Annotated in this window: 14 protein-coding genes and 1 pseudogene; 10 read left to right on the top strand and 5 right to left on the bottom strand. The window is 65.4% G+C overall.

What is annotated here, in order from left to right:
• Nucleotides 1-70 precede the first annotated feature (70 nt).
• Nucleotides 71-961, top strand: coding sequence for a phosphotransferase (locus tag EWV37_RS14555; RefSeq protein WP_165189475.1), 891 nt, complete (start codon nucleotides 71-73; stop codon nucleotides 959-961).
• 64 nt (nucleotides 962-1025) lie between these two features.
• Here EWV37_RS14555 and EWV37_RS14550 read toward each other — a convergent pair whose 3' ends face one another.
• Entirely contained in the window at nucleotides 1026-1640 is a 615-nt protein-coding gene (locus tag EWV37_RS14550; protein ID WP_165189472.1) for an SRPBCC domain-containing protein, read from the bottom strand.
• A gap of 123 nt (nucleotides 1641-1763) precedes the next feature.
• Here EWV37_RS14550 and ychF point away from each other — a divergent pair, with 123 nt between their 5' ends.
• From ychF to EWV37_RS14520, 6 genes are all read left to right on the top strand, one after another.
• A complete protein-coding gene (ychF, locus tag EWV37_RS14545) occupies nucleotides 1764-2849 on the top strand; it encodes a redox-regulated ATPase YchF (protein WP_129702395.1) in 1086 nt (361 codons plus the stop codon).
• Nucleotides 2850-3044: 195 nt separating this feature from the next.
• The gene (locus EWV37_RS14540) at nucleotides 3045-3713 is read left to right on the top strand and encodes a hypothetical protein (protein WP_129702394.1); all 669 of its coding nucleotides are present in this window, start codon (nucleotides 3045-3047) and stop codon (nucleotides 3711-3713) included.
• A gap of 81 nt (nucleotides 3714-3794) precedes the next feature.
• Entirely contained in the window at nucleotides 3795-5972 is a 2178-nt protein-coding gene (locus EWV37_RS14535) for a phage infection protein (protein ID WP_129702393.1), read from the top strand.
• Between the two features lie 249 nt (nucleotides 5973-6221).
• Entirely contained in the window at nucleotides 6222-6455 is a 234-nt protein-coding gene (locus EWV37_RS14530) for a FitA-like ribbon-helix-helix domain-containing protein (protein ID WP_129702392.1), read from the top strand.
• Nucleotides 6452-6877, top strand: a complete 426-nt coding sequence (locus tag EWV37_RS14525; RefSeq protein WP_129702391.1) for a type II toxin-antitoxin system VapC family toxin — start codon at nucleotides 6452-6454, stop codon at nucleotides 6875-6877. The genes EWV37_RS14530 and EWV37_RS14525 overlap by 4 nt, the downstream gene beginning before the upstream one ends.
• The gene (locus tag EWV37_RS14520; protein ID WP_235243780.1) at nucleotides 6874-7425 is read left to right on the top strand and encodes a GNAT family N-acetyltransferase; all 552 of its coding nucleotides are present in this window, start codon (nucleotides 6874-6876) and stop codon (nucleotides 7423-7425) included. Before EWV37_RS14525 ends, EWV37_RS14520 begins: the two co-directional genes overlap by 4 nt.
• Nucleotides 7426-8090: 665 nt before the next feature.
• On the opposite strand, the gene EWV37_RS14515 is transcribed toward EWV37_RS14520, so the two are convergent.
• The 4 genes and pseudogenes from EWV37_RS14515 to EWV37_RS14500 all read right to left on the bottom strand — a co-directional run.
• On the bottom strand, nucleotides 8091-9218 hold the full coding sequence (locus EWV37_RS14515) for an NAD(P)/FAD-dependent oxidoreductase (RefSeq protein ID WP_193554326.1): 1128 nt from the start codon (nucleotides 9216-9218) through the stop codon (nucleotides 8091-8093).
• A gap of 142 nt (nucleotides 9219-9360) precedes the next feature.
• Complete coding sequence (locus EWV37_RS14510) at nucleotides 9361-9663, bottom strand: putative quinol monooxygenase (protein ID WP_094450912.1); 303 nt, start codon at nucleotides 9661-9663, stop codon at nucleotides 9361-9363.
• 251 nt (nucleotides 9664-9914) lie between these two features.
• Nucleotides 9915-11132, bottom strand: a complete 1218-nt coding sequence (locus EWV37_RS14505) for a hypothetical protein (protein ID WP_129702389.1) — start codon at nucleotides 11130-11132, stop codon at nucleotides 9915-9917.
• A gap of 82 nt (nucleotides 11133-11214) precedes the next feature.
• Nucleotides 11215-12363 (bottom strand): annotated as a pseudogene (locus EWV37_RS14500) (IS3 family transposase); the annotation flags it as partial.
• A 447-nt stretch (nucleotides 12364-12810) separates the two neighbouring features.
• On the opposite strand from EWV37_RS14500, the gene EWV37_RS14495 reads away from it, so the two are divergent.
• The 3 genes from EWV37_RS14495 to EWV37_RS14485 all read left to right on the top strand — a co-directional run bounded on the left by EWV37_RS14495 (nucleotide 12811) and on the right by EWV37_RS14485 (nucleotide 15418).
• Nucleotides 12811-13212: an HhH-GDP family DNA glycosylase gene (locus tag EWV37_RS14495; protein ID WP_101651083.1), complete on the top strand. Its 402-nt coding sequence runs from the start codon at nucleotides 12811-12813 to the stop codon at nucleotides 13210-13212.
• A gap of 125 nt (nucleotides 13213-13337) precedes the next feature.
• Entirely contained in the window at nucleotides 13338-14198 is an 861-nt protein-coding gene (locus EWV37_RS14490; protein ID WP_129702388.1) for a 3-hydroxyacyl-CoA dehydrogenase, read from the top strand.
• A gap of 182 nt (nucleotides 14199-14380) precedes the next feature.
• Entirely contained in the window at nucleotides 14381-15418 is a 1038-nt protein-coding gene (locus EWV37_RS14485; RefSeq protein ID WP_238663337.1) for a DUF2254 family protein, read from the top strand.
• The last annotated feature ends 136 nt before the right edge of the window (nucleotides 15419-15554 follow it).

The following is a 15554-nucleotide window of genomic DNA, read 5'->3' as shown; positions in this document are numbered from 1 at the left end:
AGAACGGATTTATGAGTGTCGCGATTCGCTCCAGCGGATTCGCGCGGTCAAGGAGGACCCGGAGTTCGGTGTGAAACTGGCGCCGTACGCCAAGGACCGCAAGCTGCCGTCGCTGCAACCGGGCGGCGAACTGATCGTCCATCGGGCGGGCAAACGCGCGGTCGAGCGAACTTCGCAGGGTTTCGTGAAGCACTTGCGGGCTGGCAAATCCGCCGACGTCGCGGCGGCCACCACCACGATGGGCGCGCTCGCCGGGGGAGCGGGGTTCTCGGTGCCTGACGTGTTGGAGACCACCGAGCATTCGGTCACTCTGAGCACTGTGCCCGGCCAACCCATGATGGAACTGGAACAGGACTGCTGGGAACTCGCGTGGGACGAGTGGTCGGCGGCGTGGGCGCGAATGGTCCAGAGCGACGTCCGCGGGTCCGAAGAGTGGCAGGTGCACGACGCCGCGGCGGAGGCCGACGTGATTGCTACGTGGTTCGGGAACGTGCGCGAACACGACCCGGGCGAGCTGGCCGATCGATATGCGGATCGTTTGACCGAGGTCGAGGGGCGAATCCGGGAGGCGCTGCTGACCTTGGACGAACCCTCCCGGGGGAGTGCGCGAAGCGAGCTCGTTCCGGCGCATCGCGATCTGCACGACGGGCAAATGCTGTTCGACTGCGGTAACCGACGCATGGGACTGCTCGATTTCGACACCGCTGTACTGGCCGATCGTGAGCTGGACTTGGCGAATCTGGACGTGCATGTCGACCTGCGGGTGATGCAAGGGCTGCTCAGCGAGGACATGGCCTACGTGGCGCGGGTTGCGATTGCGGAGGCGGCGCGCGCGGTGGGGGCCGATGCGCACCGCATGGAGGTGTACCGCGAAGCCACTCGGGCGCGGTTGGTGTGCGTGTACACGTTCAGGCCGCAGTGGATCCCGGTCGCGGAGCGGTTGTTGGATCAGTTGGGCTGAATACTCTCCGTTGGGCCTCTATAGGTGGCGTTGACGTAACGGTCGATTGATCCGAAAGCCTGACTTACTCCGTGCCTTTGTAGAAGGCGGCGGTTTTGATGGCCTGCTGCTGGGCCTGATTTTCGTCCGCGCCGGACTGGACGTAGGCGGTTTTCCAGGCGTCCGCGGCGTCGTCCGTGTAGGTGTGGCCCTCGGTCGAGCCCGCGAAATCGCACAGATCCTGGAGGATGTCGCTGGACGCGGCATTGAGATGCAGCGCGAGTGACACGAGGCTGCTCTCCCAACCGATTCCCGTGGCGGCGGGACCGTAGGTGCGCCAGTGGTCGTTTTCTTCCATGGTGTGGCGAATGGTCAGGTGAGTGCCGCCCTCCAGTGGTTGCAGGGTGACCTGAACGGCGCTTTCGTCGCCGTCGTACTCCCAGGTGATGTTCACCGATCGTGGGCGGTCGCAGCGTTGGATGGTGCCTTCGGTGCCGCTCTCGGTCAGTTGGTAGCGGCCGCCTTCGATGAGTTCGCCCTCGGTGGGTTCGAACCATTTTTCGAGGCGTTGCGGCTGGGTGATGGCGTCCCAGATCTCCTCTGGGGAGGTTTCATAGATGTGCTCCAGTTGCACGGTGTGATGGGACCCCTGGGTCGTCACGGTGCGGGTCACTCCGGTGATGAGTTCTGCCAAGTTCACGAGGTGCCTCCAAACAATTGGTGGGCGGCGCCGCCAAGGCTTGGAGCGGCGTCGTTATGACCCAGTATTCACGTGTGTCCGGTGGTCTGCGAGTGTCTGTGGGCGGCGGTAGACTGTCCTACCGTGGCTCTTACTATTGGAATTGTCGGTCTTCCCAACGTCGGTAAATCAACGCTGTTCAACGCGCTCACGCGGAACACGGTGCTCGCCGCGAACTATCCGTTCGCGACCATCGAGCCGAACATTGGTGTGGTGAACCTGCCGGACCCGCGCTTGAACGCGCTCGCCGAGATCTTCGGCTCGGAGCGCATTCTGCCCGCGACCGTGTCCTTCGTGGACATCGCGGGCATCGTGAAGGGCGCGTCCGAGGGCGAGGGCCTGGGCAACCAGTTCTTGGCCAACATCCGTGAGGCGCACGCGATCGCCCAGGTTGTACGTGCGTTCGACGACCCAGACGTGATTCACGTGGACGGCAAGATCGACCCCGCCTCCGACATGGAGACCATCAACACCGAGCTGGTGCTGGCGGACCTGCAGACCATGGAGAACGCGATCCCGCGCCTCGAAAAGCAGGTCAAGATCAAGAAGGGCTCCCCCGAGCAGCTGGCCGCCTACCAGGCCGCGCAGAAGGTGCTCGAGGAAGGCCGCACAATTTTCGAGGCTGCCGGTCCCGAGAAGCTCGAGCTCGATCAGTTGCGTGAGCTGAACCTGTTGACCGCTAAGCCGTTCATTTACGTGTTCAACGCGGATGAGGGAGTGCTGGACTCGCCGGAGAAGCAGCAGGAGCTGTCTGATCTGGTCGCGCCCGCGCAGGCTGTGTTCCTGGACGCGAAACTCGAGTCTGATCTCGTGGAGCTGTCCGATGAGGAAGCCCGCGAGATGCTGGAGATGTCCGGACAGGAAGAATCCGGTCTGGACAAGCTGGCCCGCACCGGTTTCCAGACCCTCGGTCTGCAGACCTACCTCACCGCCGGCCCCAAGGAATCCCGCGCCTGGACCATCAACAAGGGCGACACCGCACCCAAGGCTGCCGGTGTAATCCACACGGACTTCGAGCGCGGCTTCATCAAGGCCGAAGTCGTGTCCTTCGATGACCTGGTTGCCGCAGGCTCCATGGCTGATGCCAAGGCCGCGGGCAAGGTGCGTATGGAGGGTAAGGATTACGTAATGGCGGATGGGGACGTTGTGGAATTTAGGTTCAATGTATAAGAGTAGCTTCTGACCTGGGAATTTGTTGCTTCGTCTCACGATTTGAGGCGTGAAGCGGCGCAAGGATCGTGTTTTCTGCATGACCAAACGCGCTGTTCGGTAAGCCCGACGGACATTAAAGGACCGCGGCCTAATTGAGCATTCGCCTCCGGGGCAGCATCAGGGCATGCCTGAAGTTGACTATGACGGGGGCTGATGTCTCCTTGGAGCTTGTCCGCTGGCATGATCGGGGTCATGGCCTTGGATGACGAACCCGATCTCATCGATGAGCTCCTTGAGGAGCTAGTGCCGCCTGATCTCGAGGCGCGACCCAAGGCCGAGCAGGTTGCCGTGGGCACCTCGCTGCTCCACCGATTGAAGGAATCACTCGCCAACGATCCTGAGTCACTCACCCGTCAGATGTCCCGGCGGCAGGTCAGCCCGGAGCTCCCGCAGCTCATCGGTGAGGTTGTCATCGCCGCGGCCTGGGCCGAGGACGCCGGTGGCACCTTCCTGCAGGCGACCTCGGGCGACTGGGACACGCGGGCAAGAGGTTACGACGACACCAGTTCACGCCTCGTCAAGGCCCTCCGCGATACGGCACCGAAGGCGCTCGTCGACCGCCTGGAGGCAGCGCTTGAACTCCGCCACTTCGTTGTTCATGGCGTGTGGGTCAACGGCTCGTTCGTCAAGCACCCGGGCACCGGCGAGCCGTTCGACTTCGTCTCCATGAAGCGCAGGTACCGGACAGAGGCCCCGGAGAAGGACACCAAGGCCTTCATGAAGTCGGCCCTGAAGTGGCTCGCCCGTGAGTTCTGGGAGATCGAGGACGAGCTCGAGAAGCTCCACTCCGAGGTGCTCTTCGGCAAGGGCAAGGCCGAGTAGGCGGCCCCCAGAGTGCCGACGCCGGCAGCGGCTCATCCTGTTCATTCCGGCCGGAGCCTGTGGGCACCATAGTCTGTTGGCATGAAGACGCTTAACGTTGAGCTGACCAACTGCCACGGGATCCGATCGCTTGACGCGACGCTGGACTTCGGCGACCGTAACGCAGTGGCCATCTACGCGCCCAACGGCACGATGAAGACCTCCCTCGCCCGGACCTTCAAAGACCTCGCCACGGGCAAGGAGACCACCGACCGAGTCTTTCCTGACCGTGAGTCCTCGCGCTCGATCGCCGATGAGAACGGCCAGTCGCCAGACCCCGGCGACGTTGCCGTTGTCCTGTCCTACGACGAGGAGCTTGGCCCGACGGAGTCGACCTCGACCCTGCTCGTCAACCCTGAGCTTCGGAAGGAGTTCGAAGCGCTCCAGGTGGAGCTCCTCGATGCCCGCGACGCCTTGGTCAAGGAATTGACGGCTCAGTCGGGCACGAAGCAGGACGTGATCTCGACGATCTCCAAGGTCTTCACCCAGAGCGATGACAAGTTCTACGACTCCCTCGTCCGCATTGCCTACGAGGTCGAACAGCTCGAGGACGCTCGGTTTGCCGACCTGCCACACGACCTGCTCTTCAACGGCAAGGTGGCTACCGCGCTCCAGGGCGCTGACGTCCAGGCCCAGCTGGCTGCGTACGTGACCCAGCTCAACCAGCTTCTCGAGGAGTCCACGTTCTTCAACCGGAGTTCGTTCACGTACTACAACGCCACGAACGTTACGAAGAGCCTCGGTGCCAATGGCTTCTTCACCGCTCAGCACTCGCTCCTACTGCACGGCGAGGATGAGCCCCGCCAGATCACGAGCGACGCTGACCTGCGGGCGCTGATCACCGAAGAGAAGAAGCGCATCAGCGAAGACGATGCGCTGCGCAAGAAGATGGACGGTGTCGAGCGTGCCGTCCAGCGCAATGAGGACACGCGAAAGTTCTTCGAGTTCATCGCGAATCGGGAAGACCTCCTCCCGGAGTTCGCCAATGTCCAGACCTTCCATCAGGACGTCTGGAAGTCCTACCTCAAGGCACACGAGGAGGTGTTCCTGCGCGTCGTGACGTGCTACAAAGACACCGAGAAGCGCCGCAAGGCTATCGAGCAGCAGGCGGCTACCGAAAGCACCCAGTGGGACAGGGTCATCAAGATCTTCAACGAGCGCTTCTTCGTGCCGTTCACTCTCCGCGCGGAGAACAAGCACCAAGTGGCCCTCGGCCAGGACTCCATGCTCAAGCTCGTCTTCGAGTTTAATGACGGCCAGGAGTCCGCCAGCGTCGAGCGGGATGACCTGCTGTCAGTGCTCAGCAACGGCGAGAAGAAGGCGCTCTACATCCTCAATGTCCTCTTCGAGATGGAGACGCGCAAGGCGACGGGTCGGGAGACGATCTTCGTCATCGATGACCTCGCCGACTCGTTCGATTACAAGAACAAGTACGCCATCATCCAGTACCTCAAGGAGATGGCTGATCATGCGAACTTCAAGCTCATCCTCCTCACGCACAACTTCGATTTTTTCCGCACGCTTCTCAATCGAAGTGTCGTTGGCTACAACAAGTGCCTCATGGCCCAGAAGGGCGAGGGGAAGGTCTCGCTGAGCCAGGCCAGCCACGTGAAGAACCCGTTCATCTATGGCTTCAAGAAGAACTTCTTTGGCAACGGCATGCAGCGCATTGCCTCGGTGCCGTTCGTGCGTAACATTCTTGAGTACACGAAGGGCGAGGGCGACCCTGACTACTTGAAGCTGACCTCGCTGCTGCATTGGAAGGCCGACTCGGCAAGCGTCGATAACGCCGAGCTCGACCGGATCTTCAACGAGACCTTCCAGCCGGGTAACAAGAAGAAGTCGTGGAGTACCAGCACGAAGCCGGTCATCGACTTGCTGTTCGAGCAGGCAGAAGTGGCACTCATCGCAGACGAGGGCATCAACTTCGAGAACAAGATCGTGCTGTCCATCGCCACCCGCATTGTCGCCGAGCGACATATGGTCGCCGTCCTTGCCGACCCGCCGTTCACGGATGGGATCACTGGCAATCAGACCCAGGCGCTCTTCCAGGCGTACAAAAACCGGGGCCATGGAACCGACGAGTCACTCCGCACACTCGATGACGTCGTACTCATGACTCCGGAGAACATCCACGTGAACTCGTTCATGTACGAGCCGATCATCGATCTCTCCGACGCGGCTCTGCGCGAGCTCTACGCTCGGGTGAAGAGCCTCTAGGTGCGCCAGCGCCGGCAGTGGTTCCTAACCGTGGAGATTGGTGCGAGCGGCGGCATGCGCGATGATCACGGCATACGTTATTAACCGTGGCGATGTGGTGGAGTTCCGGTTCAACGTGTGATGTGAGCCGATCCTGCTCCGCGGGCCCCGTCGATCTTCGTGATCGGCGGGGCTTCGTTGGCTTGTTGTGGGCTGTCCGCATCCAGCCATCTGCGCTATCGTGGTTGATAGCAGAAGGAGGTGGCCCGGATGTCATCCATCATCGTGCGCGGTCTCGATGACCACGTGAAGCAGCAGCTCGCATCGCAGGCGAAGGAGCACGGGCGGTCCATGGAGGCCGAGGTTCGCGACATCCTCACGAAGGCCGCTCGACGGCCGCACATCGGCATGGCTCTTCTGTCTGCGGCACGGGATGTCGATGGGGTCGACGAGTTGCCGATTCCGACGCGCGATGATGTCGCAAGGGCGGCGGACCTCGAATGATCGTCCTCGACACGAACGTCATCTCGGAGATCTTTCGGCCCTCTCCGGAGCCTCGTGTCGTCGAGTGGCTTGTGTCCTTGACGGGCGACGTCGCGATCACTTCCATCACTCTCGCGGAGTTGCTTGCCGGTGTGCGCAGGCTCCCGAACGGCCAACGCAAAGACGAGCTGGCGCAGAGGATCGATGAAGCGGTAGCGCCGTATCGGGGGAGCCGGTCGGTGCTCGCATTCGATGCTGACGCGGCGGAGCGATACGCGGAGGTGCTCGCGTCGCGTGAGGCAGCAGGCGCACCGGTCAGTACCGCCGACGCCCAGATCGCCGCGATCTGCCTGGCGCACGGGGCCACCTGTGCTACGCGCAATGTGAAGGACTTCCAGCACACCGGCGTCGAACTGGTGGACCCATGGAAGGTGGACGCGTGAAGCGTCATTCGATCGAGGTCCTCGCCCACCAGGAACTCACTGAGGTCGATCTGGGTGAACTTCGGCTGCTCTTCGACAGGGAGTACCTCAAGGAGTTCGGAGAGTGGGATCCGCAACAGCCATACGGTTACGCGTCACATGATGTCCACATCATGGCGCGGATCGAAGGCCGCGTCATTGGCCACGTGGGATGGGCGCGCCGCGAGATCGCTGTCGGTACGGAGACCCTCGCGATCGCGGGAGTCGGCGGTGTCTTGATCTCCGGTGACGCGAGAGGGATGCGTCTCGGGCGCGAACTCATGAGCTGGGCAGCGCAATCGATGCGCGATCGCGGTCGCCTCGCGTTCGGCTACTTGGGCTGTCGAGAGCAAGTCGTCCCGTTCTACGAGTCATGTGGTTGGAAGAGGATCCTTGCTCGCGAGAAGTCGATCGGGCGTGATGGCGAGTCTGTCGTGGACGAGCTCGGCCCGCCGATCCTCATCCTGCCAATCGCCCCGCTCGAGACATGGCCTGACGGAGAGGTCGACCTGCGCGGGCGGGCTTGGTAGTCGCTGACTGCAGATGGTTCTCCGTGCCGGAACGCGGTCGAGTTTAGATTCAACGTGTAAAGCTGCAAGTCACGATCGATTTCGGGCGCATTTCGGGACTGCCGCATGGATAGGTGGCATCTTGACCTGATCGTGCGGCAGTCCCGTTTTTCTTGCCGCATGTGTAGATGGCGTGGGCTAGCTTCCAAAGGCCCGCACCGATTTCTGGTTGCGCTGACCCCGGCGCGCCCGCGCTACGATGCCGGCACAGGAACGACCCCGCTGCCTGCCCTGGACCTCCGTGGTTCGCCGGCGGCCGACGACCCGGACGGAGCGCAGACCATTACCGGCACCGCCTTCGGCATGCTGCCCATCCTTCCGGACTCAAACAGCAGCGGCATCAAACCCGGGCCGATTCACAACCTGACGGCTAGGTCCGAACCCCGCACTGCGACGCGGTTTAATCATCCCGCGCCGGTTCGCACCGCGAGCGGATCCCGCAGCAACGGATCCCGCTGCGGCACCTCCGCGTACCGATCCTCACGATGAAGACACCCCATGACAAGGTGGTTGAGCCTGTGGCTGCTGTCCAGCCGCGGCTTTTGGGTTGACCTAGGGCGGGCTGCCGTTGTCCTCGACGAGGAGACGTTTACCCATTGAGTGCGTCCGTTCTGGGGGCAGGCGAACTATCGCAGGGCTTCGCCGAGGCGAGCGGCGGGCGTGAGGTCGGCGGCGAGACCGCCGCCGGTCGCAGCCCGGGCAAGAGCGCGACCCAGCGAAGGTGCCTGCTTGAACAGATTGTGACCGGCCACAAAAATGACAGAGTCTGCCTCCCACACGGCCACGCCGTCCTCGCTCCATGGGAGGTCGGTCACCCAGCAGTGAAGAAAGTCGCGCGGCTCTGGGTGGAGACCGGGCAGCGCCCGTGTCACGTATTCGCGCGCGCGTTCGTCCAGCGATCGAATCGCCGCAGGGTCGATGAACGTTCCGTCGTCGCGGACGCCGACGGTGTCGCTGAGTCCGACCGAATAACTGCTGTTGCCCGGTAGCGGCGTCGCGTACACGCCGACTTCGCCGAAGACGCCGCTGCTGTCCTGCAGGCACGCGACTCGTGCCGGGGCGGCGGCTTTCACGTCGAAGGTCAGCCGGACGTGTGCGGCAAGGCGAACCGGCAGCGACAGGCCGACACTGCGGGCCAGGCGGGCGGTTTCGCGGCCGGCGCACACGACCACCTTGGAGTAGACAGCCCGGTCGGTGACGCTGCGCACCTCGACCGTCCCATCGCCGCGGGGATCGATGGAGATGACCTCTGCGGTGGTGACGGCATCTGCGAGAGCACCCGCGAGTGCCGTGATCGCGGCGCGGGTGCGGATCGCGCCGCCCGACTCGTCGAGCACCGCTGGCCCCGAGTACCCAGCGAGCAGCGGCATTCGCTGGGCGAGCTCGGCTGCATCGATTTCGTGCGCTTCCACGCCGCCGACCTCGTCGAGCACCCGCAGCCGCGCCAGGGCGCTGTCGCCGATCGCCACGACACCGTCTGATGAGACCAGCTCGACGTCGAAGTGTTCGGCCCACTCATCCCATACACCGCGGCTTTCGCGCGCGAAAGCGACGAGTCGCGGGTCGTCGTGGGCATGCCGGAAGATCCGCGACTCGCCCGCGGACTGACCCGCTCCGGGCAGACCGGCCTCGTACAAGCGCACCGGCACGCCCTGCTCCCGCAGCGCGTACGCCGTCGACAGACCGACGATCCCGCCCCCGATCACTGCTACCTCGGGTGAACGCGTCGGGGCAACGTCGTCAGTTCCTGTCATCGCGGTTCCTCGATCTGTTAGGGATGTGAGATAGACCTCAAAAGTAAGGGGCCGCTGCCACGACGTCAACGGGCTGTGTCAGCCCGAAGTCACCGCGCGCAACGACTCCTCATGTCGGGGTCAGTACTCCCGGTCTGTGGTGTCAGGCGGGAAGTTTGGAGCCCAACACGTCGAGCTTCTCGATCGTCGGTTCGGAGAACAACGCACCGGTCTGCTCGCCGAGAGCTACCGCAACAGGGCCGGACAGGTGAGCGTCACGTCCGGCGTCATCGGGGAACACGTCGAAGATCCCGAAGGAGGAGGGCCCGAGGCGGATCGCGAACCACGCGGTGGTCGCCGGCTCTTCCTCAACAAGCGCACGGCCGCTGTCAAGGAACTCCTTCACATCGTCCTCCTTGCCGGGCAACGCGTCAAACCTGACCAGCAATCCCTTGGTCACGCTCATGATGTCTCCTCTTCCTTTGTCGTGGTGCCCGCGAGTTGGGACACGATCGCCTCGGAGAACACTAGCAGGTCCTTCCGGCGAGCGGCAGAGAATCCCGGCCGATTCACTATGGCTATGGTGATCGCTTCTATGTCGTACGAAAAACGAAAGTATTAGCTCGTTGAGGGATCCCTCAGCGGGCATTCATTCGGGCAGGGCTTACGTACGCCAAGAACTTCAGCCGCACCATCCACCGCCGACCTATTGCCTCCTCAGTGGTCCGGGCCTGCATCGGAGTCCTCTGCACGAGATGTGTCGTCGTTCTGCGCCGCGTCGTGGACCGCGCTGTCATTGTTCTCTGCGCTGCGTGAGCGGCGCCGCGCCTCGCGCCGTTTGCGCTCCCGGTAGCTATAGGCGGCCTCGAGCACCGACTCTTCACTTTCGAAGCCAGACCCAATCGCACCCGCGATCGTCGCAGCGGCGGTCGCGAACAGGGTCACCAGGAGATACTCGCCCAGTCCGTATTCGCCTCCGGCGTACTGGCTGAACACCTCCGGAGTGAAAACGATCAGCGCGGCAGTCAGGTTCAGGACGTACAGCCCCGCATAGCCGCACGTCAGCCCAATAGCGAGGGTCAAGACAGTCGACGCGTTGAACAGCACCGTTCGTTCACGTTCCTGCGGCGGCAGATCTTTGGCTCGTTCCCAGAGTCGGTGATAGACGATGAGCCAAGTGATCATCACCGTAATTGAGGCAACGACGACGGCGACCAGCTGCCACGCTGCCATGGTGAGTGCGAGTTCCCACAGCGTGGCGTTCAACAGATAGAACGCGCTGAACGCGAACGCTCCCACCAGCGCCCCTCGGAGACCGGAGACCAGCCGCCACGGACGATTATCCCGGACCATTCCCACGAGCAGCCGCAGGCGCCCGCGGTTCGCGAAGATACGGACGTCGACCCCGTCTTGGTCTGGGGTCGTCCACTCGAAGGCGCCGCCCAGAGCCGGGACCCGCGACCGCCGATGCGCCTGGGACCCGTCCTTCAGAATGGTCCCGCCGCGCATGTCCCCAATGAGCTGTGTCACCACTTCTGACACTCGCCTTCGTAGGCTCATGGCCCCGAAGGCCGGCAGTGAAACCACCGCCACGTTCCGACTGTGGTCGGCGTCAGCGACGACGGGGCGCCGGTCGATCATCAGTGGGAGGTCGGTCACGCATACCGCGAGGTCCCAGCCATGTTCCCGCTTACGCTCGGCTGCCAGGTCCATCATCTCAAACTGCTTCTCGTCACTGGGAGGCAGCCTCTCTCGGTGCACCTCCACTCTCCAGTGACCGTCAGCGAGCTGCTCGGCGAGTAGGCCAGGCAGTACCCGTTCGAGATGCTTCGCGACTGTCAGGGCGGTGGCGACCGGATCGGCCATCACCCCGACCACTACCTCCCCCGTCGGGCTTTGCGTCGTCCCGATGGGTTCACTCTTGTGAGTCGTCAAAAGTCGACTCCTTCCGCGTTGTCAGTTCGCGTGCTCCTACCGGCTTCTCTGAATCGGCCCGGGTTCTCTGCCGCTGCTTTGTTGGTGCTGGCTCTCGGGTGAGGGCCTCGTTGTGCAGCGTCTCGGACTCTACCGGGGTCAGCATCCCCAGGGAGCCGTGGAGGCGCCGGTTGTTGTACCAGTCGACCCAGCCGGCAGTCGCGAACGCGACGTCCGCGAGGGTCCGGTAGGGGCTGTGGTGGAAGACGGTGGTGCGGATGCACTCGGTCTTGAACAGCCCATTGACCGTCTCCATGAGCGCGTTATCGAACGCATCGCCGACGGTCCCGATCGACGGGGCGATGCCCTCGAGGTCGAGGTTCTCGGTCAGCCGGATCGACGTGTACTGCGATCCGGCATCGCTGTGCGCCACCACAGAGCCTGGTGAAACTGGGTTTCCTTCCCGTTCGCGTTGCCAGAGCGCGATGCGCAGCGGGGTCATGACCAGGTCGACCTTCTTCGACGTCGAGGCGTGCCAGCCCACGATCCGCTGAGTGAACACGTCGACGACGAACGGGACGTACACGAACCCGGCCCAGGTGCGGACGTAGGTGAAATCGGTGACCCACACCAGGTTCGCAGCCGGGGCCGTGAAGTCGCGATTGAGCAGGTCACCCGCCCGTTTCCCATCAGGGTTCGGGATGGTGGTGCGCCGCTTCTTCGCCCGCCGGATGCCCTCGAGGCCGAGGGTGCGCATCGCCCGGTCCACCGCCGCGCGGGAGGTGCCGGCGAGGCCTTCCTGGCGGCGGAGCAGCGCGACCCACTTCCGCCGCCCATACAGGCCCTCGGGCGTCATCTGGACCTGCCCGGTGGCGGGATTGATGGTCCAGGCCAGCTCACGGATCTCGTCCTCGACCAGGGCATCTGTGATCGTGCGATCGGCGAGGCGGGCCGGTCGCTTCCAGGACCGATAGGTGCGTGCAGCGATCCTCAAGCCCTGCCGGCGCAGGACGCTCAGGATCGACTCGACTGCATAGCCCTCGGGTGCGCATCTCGTCGATGAACGCGCAGATCAGCGGTTTCGGGGGTCGAGCTCGCCCGCGAAGAAAATCGAGGCCCGGCGCAGGATCTCATTGCCCTCCTGCCGGGGGAGCGCGGTGACTGCGGCAGTGAGGGTGGGGTACTCCTGGGCGTGGTCCCTGACGAGCCGCACGCACCTGGCGGGCAGCTGGGGATCGATCTTCTTCGGCATGCTGTCTATCCTTCCGGACTCAAACAGCAGCGGCATCAAACCCGGGCCGATTCATCGTCCGGACCATCGATACCGACTGAATCGTATGGTTGTGCGTGGTGTGGTCTAGCGCGCGGAGGCTTCTCTGCCGCCGTTGCGAAACCGGTGCAATCAGAGGTTGCTATCTGCGGCGACGTGGTTGAGTTCCGGTTCAACGTATAGGGAGCCGGCCTGACCAGGGGTTGTGTTGCTTGGGCCCTGAGGGCAAGGGGTCTGAGTGTTCCGATCCAACGTCTGGCGATAGGTCCATAGATGCCTTCTGCGCCCCGAACACGTCTCTCGTTGTCGGTGGCCATAGCTAAGATTCCGATGGACCTGCTCCACTGTGAAGGGACCACGATGGGGCGGACATCGCGGTGGCCGCCGCGCGTGAGCTGTGGGACGCCGGCCTCACCACCCCCGGCGCACATGCGCGCCTCGACGCACCGCCAGCGCGTCGCCGCGCTGGGCCGCGCCGGCTACCGCCGCTACGACGAGAGCACTGCGACCCGCCTGGGCCGCATGTCCGAGCACCTGCTCGCGGACTACGGCGGTGACCTGCGCCGGCTGCGTGCAGCGGGGCACGCAGAGCCCGCGGCCCTGAGCCGCCTGCTGCGCGCCTTTCCCGGCATCGGGCCCGCCGGGGCGCAGATCTTCCTGCGCGAGGTCCAGGGGATCTGGTCCCTCCCGCCGGTCTTCGATGCCAAGGTGCTCGAGGGCGCGCGCCGGGCGGGGCTGCCAGCCGAGCCCGAGGCGCTGGCCGGGCTGGTTGCCCCCGCCGACCGGGCGCGGTTCGCCGCCGCGCTCGTGCGCCGCGCGCTGCGGAGGTAGCCCCGGACGCGAGGGGAGCGGGCGCCGGGCCGCGCCCTTGCCGAGCGCGGAAAAATGAGTAAGCTCAAAAATAGGCGCGCAGGTTGCGCGGCTGCCGCCCCGGCGGCCCATCGAGGAGGAACACCATGAGCGACATCGCCCGCGTCACCGTGCTGGGCGCCGGAGTGCTCGGCGCCCAGATCGCCTACCAGGCCGCCTACTCCGGCTTCGACGTCACCGTCTACGACATCGGCGACGAGGCCCTGAGCGCCGGCCGCAAGCGCCTGGACGCGCTCGTCACCGCCTACCGGGTCGAGGTCGAGGGCGCCACCGAGGCCAGCACGCAGGCAGCGCTCGAGCGCCTGGCGACGACGACGGACCTCGCGCAGGCCGCGGGGAATGCCGATCTCATCATCGAGGCCGTCCCGGAGCGCCTCGACATCAAGCGCGAGACCTACGAGAAGCTCGCGGCGCTCGCCCCCGAGCACACGATCTTCGCGACGAACTCCTCGACCCTGCTGCCCAGCGACATGAAGGACTTCACGGGGCGGCCCGACCGCTTCCTCGCCCTGCACTTCGCCAACCAGATCTGGAAGTTCAACACCGCCGAGGTCATGGGCACGGCGGAGACGAGCCCCGCGGTCTTCGACACGGTCGTGGAGTTCGCCCGCGCCATCGGCATGGTGCCCATCCCCGTGCACAAGGAGCGCCCCGGCTACGTGCTCAACTCGCTGCTCGTGCCCTTCCTCAATGCGGCCCTCGACCTGGCGGCGGGCGGCTACGCACAGCCAGAGGACGTCGACAACGTCTGGCGGATCGCCACGGGCGCGCCCATGGGACCGTTCCAGATCTACGACGTCGTGGGCCTCGGCACCGCCTACAACATCCTGTCGAGCGGCGATGAGCACAGCCGGCGCCTCGCCGCCTGGCTCAAGGAGCACTACATCGACCGCGGCCGCATGGGCGCCGGCGCGGGCGGCGGCTTCTACGACGACCCGCAGGGCTGAGTCCCGCCCGCTCTGTGGTGGAGGTGGGCCGCGCTCGGTAGGCTAGCCCTGTCGCGCCACGGGTGCGGCGGTCGCGCCGCCGGGCGGCCCGGTCGCGAGGAGGTCCGTGTGGGTGCAGCGCTGGGGGACGGCGATTCCGAGGCGGGCCCGGCCCGCCGGGAGACCGCCGCCGCCCGCCGCGAATGGGCGGCCATGTGCCGCCAGGTCCGCGTGCCCACGATGTGGGGCATCCCCCTGCGCCTCTTCCTGCTCGCCCTCGCCCTCGCCCTCGCCCTCGGCGCCGTGCTGCCTGCCCTCGACCGCGCGCTCGCGCCGCCGCTGCACGCGGTCGCGGTGCGCGTGTGCCGGCTGCTCAACCCCGGCGCGCTGCTACGCCACCTCGCCGCCGAGGGCCGCGATTCCACCCGCTACGACCCGGCCCGCTTCCACACCCGCGCCGCGGAACTCGCCACCGGCACCGCCGCCACCGGCACCGCCGCCGGCGGCGGCCCGGTGCGCCGGCGCCGCCGCGCCCCGCGGGGGACTTTGTGCTCGCCGTTAACATCCCGCGCCTGCTCGACTGCGAGGGTGCGCGGGGCATGCGCATCGAGCTCGTGCCCAGCCTGGGCACCCCCGTGCCGAGCGGCGGGATCCTCTTCCGGACCTCGGCGCCGGTGGGCCGGGCCCAGCGCCGCGCGCTCGAATCGGCGCTGGCGTTCGGCGACGTGCTCTCGCCCGCCAGCGGGCCCTTCGGCGCGATCCGCGCCATGGTCGACATCGCGCTCAAGGCGCTCTCGCCCGCGGTCAACGATCCCAGCCGCGCCGTCCAGGCGCTCGAGGAGATCGAGGACATCCTCGCCGAACTCGCCCCGGACATCGCCAAGCGCGAGGCGCTCCTGGCCGCCCACCACGACGCGTCGGTGCTGCGCGAATGGACGCGCAGCTGGGCCGACTACGTGGCCGCGGCCACCGACGAGATCCGCCAGTACGGCACCGGCAGCGTCCAGATCCAGCGGCGGCTGCGGGCGCTCTTCGACACGCTCGCCGGGCAGTGCGATCTCCAGCAGCGAGCGGCGCTGCTCGAGCGCCGCTCGGCGCTTCACCGTGGGCTCGAGCGCTGGTGGCCCGATCCGCTCGACCGCAGGCTGGCCGGCTGCGCGGATCCGCAGGGCCTGGGCCGGGCGCTCGGCACAGCGGCGCGCGCCGAGCAGGCCCCCGAGCCCGAGGCTCCGCCGGCCTGAGCGCGACGGCTCAGCCCCTTAGCCTTGGTCCACCGATGAGCATGCTGGGCTTGGGCCGTAATTAAAGACGGGATGCCCGTCTGACCGGGAAGAATGGGACTTGTTCAGGGTTCCGTTCCACCGCGATGAGAGGGCA

The organism is Kocuria carniphila, from assembly GCF_004136555.1.
In the GTDB taxonomy this organism is placed as follows: Bacteria; Actinomycetota; Actinomycetes; order Actinomycetales; family Micrococcaceae; genus Kocuria; species Kocuria carniphila.
Note: the sequence above shows the minus strand (reverse complement) of the source record. Positions and strands in the feature narration are given on the sequence as shown.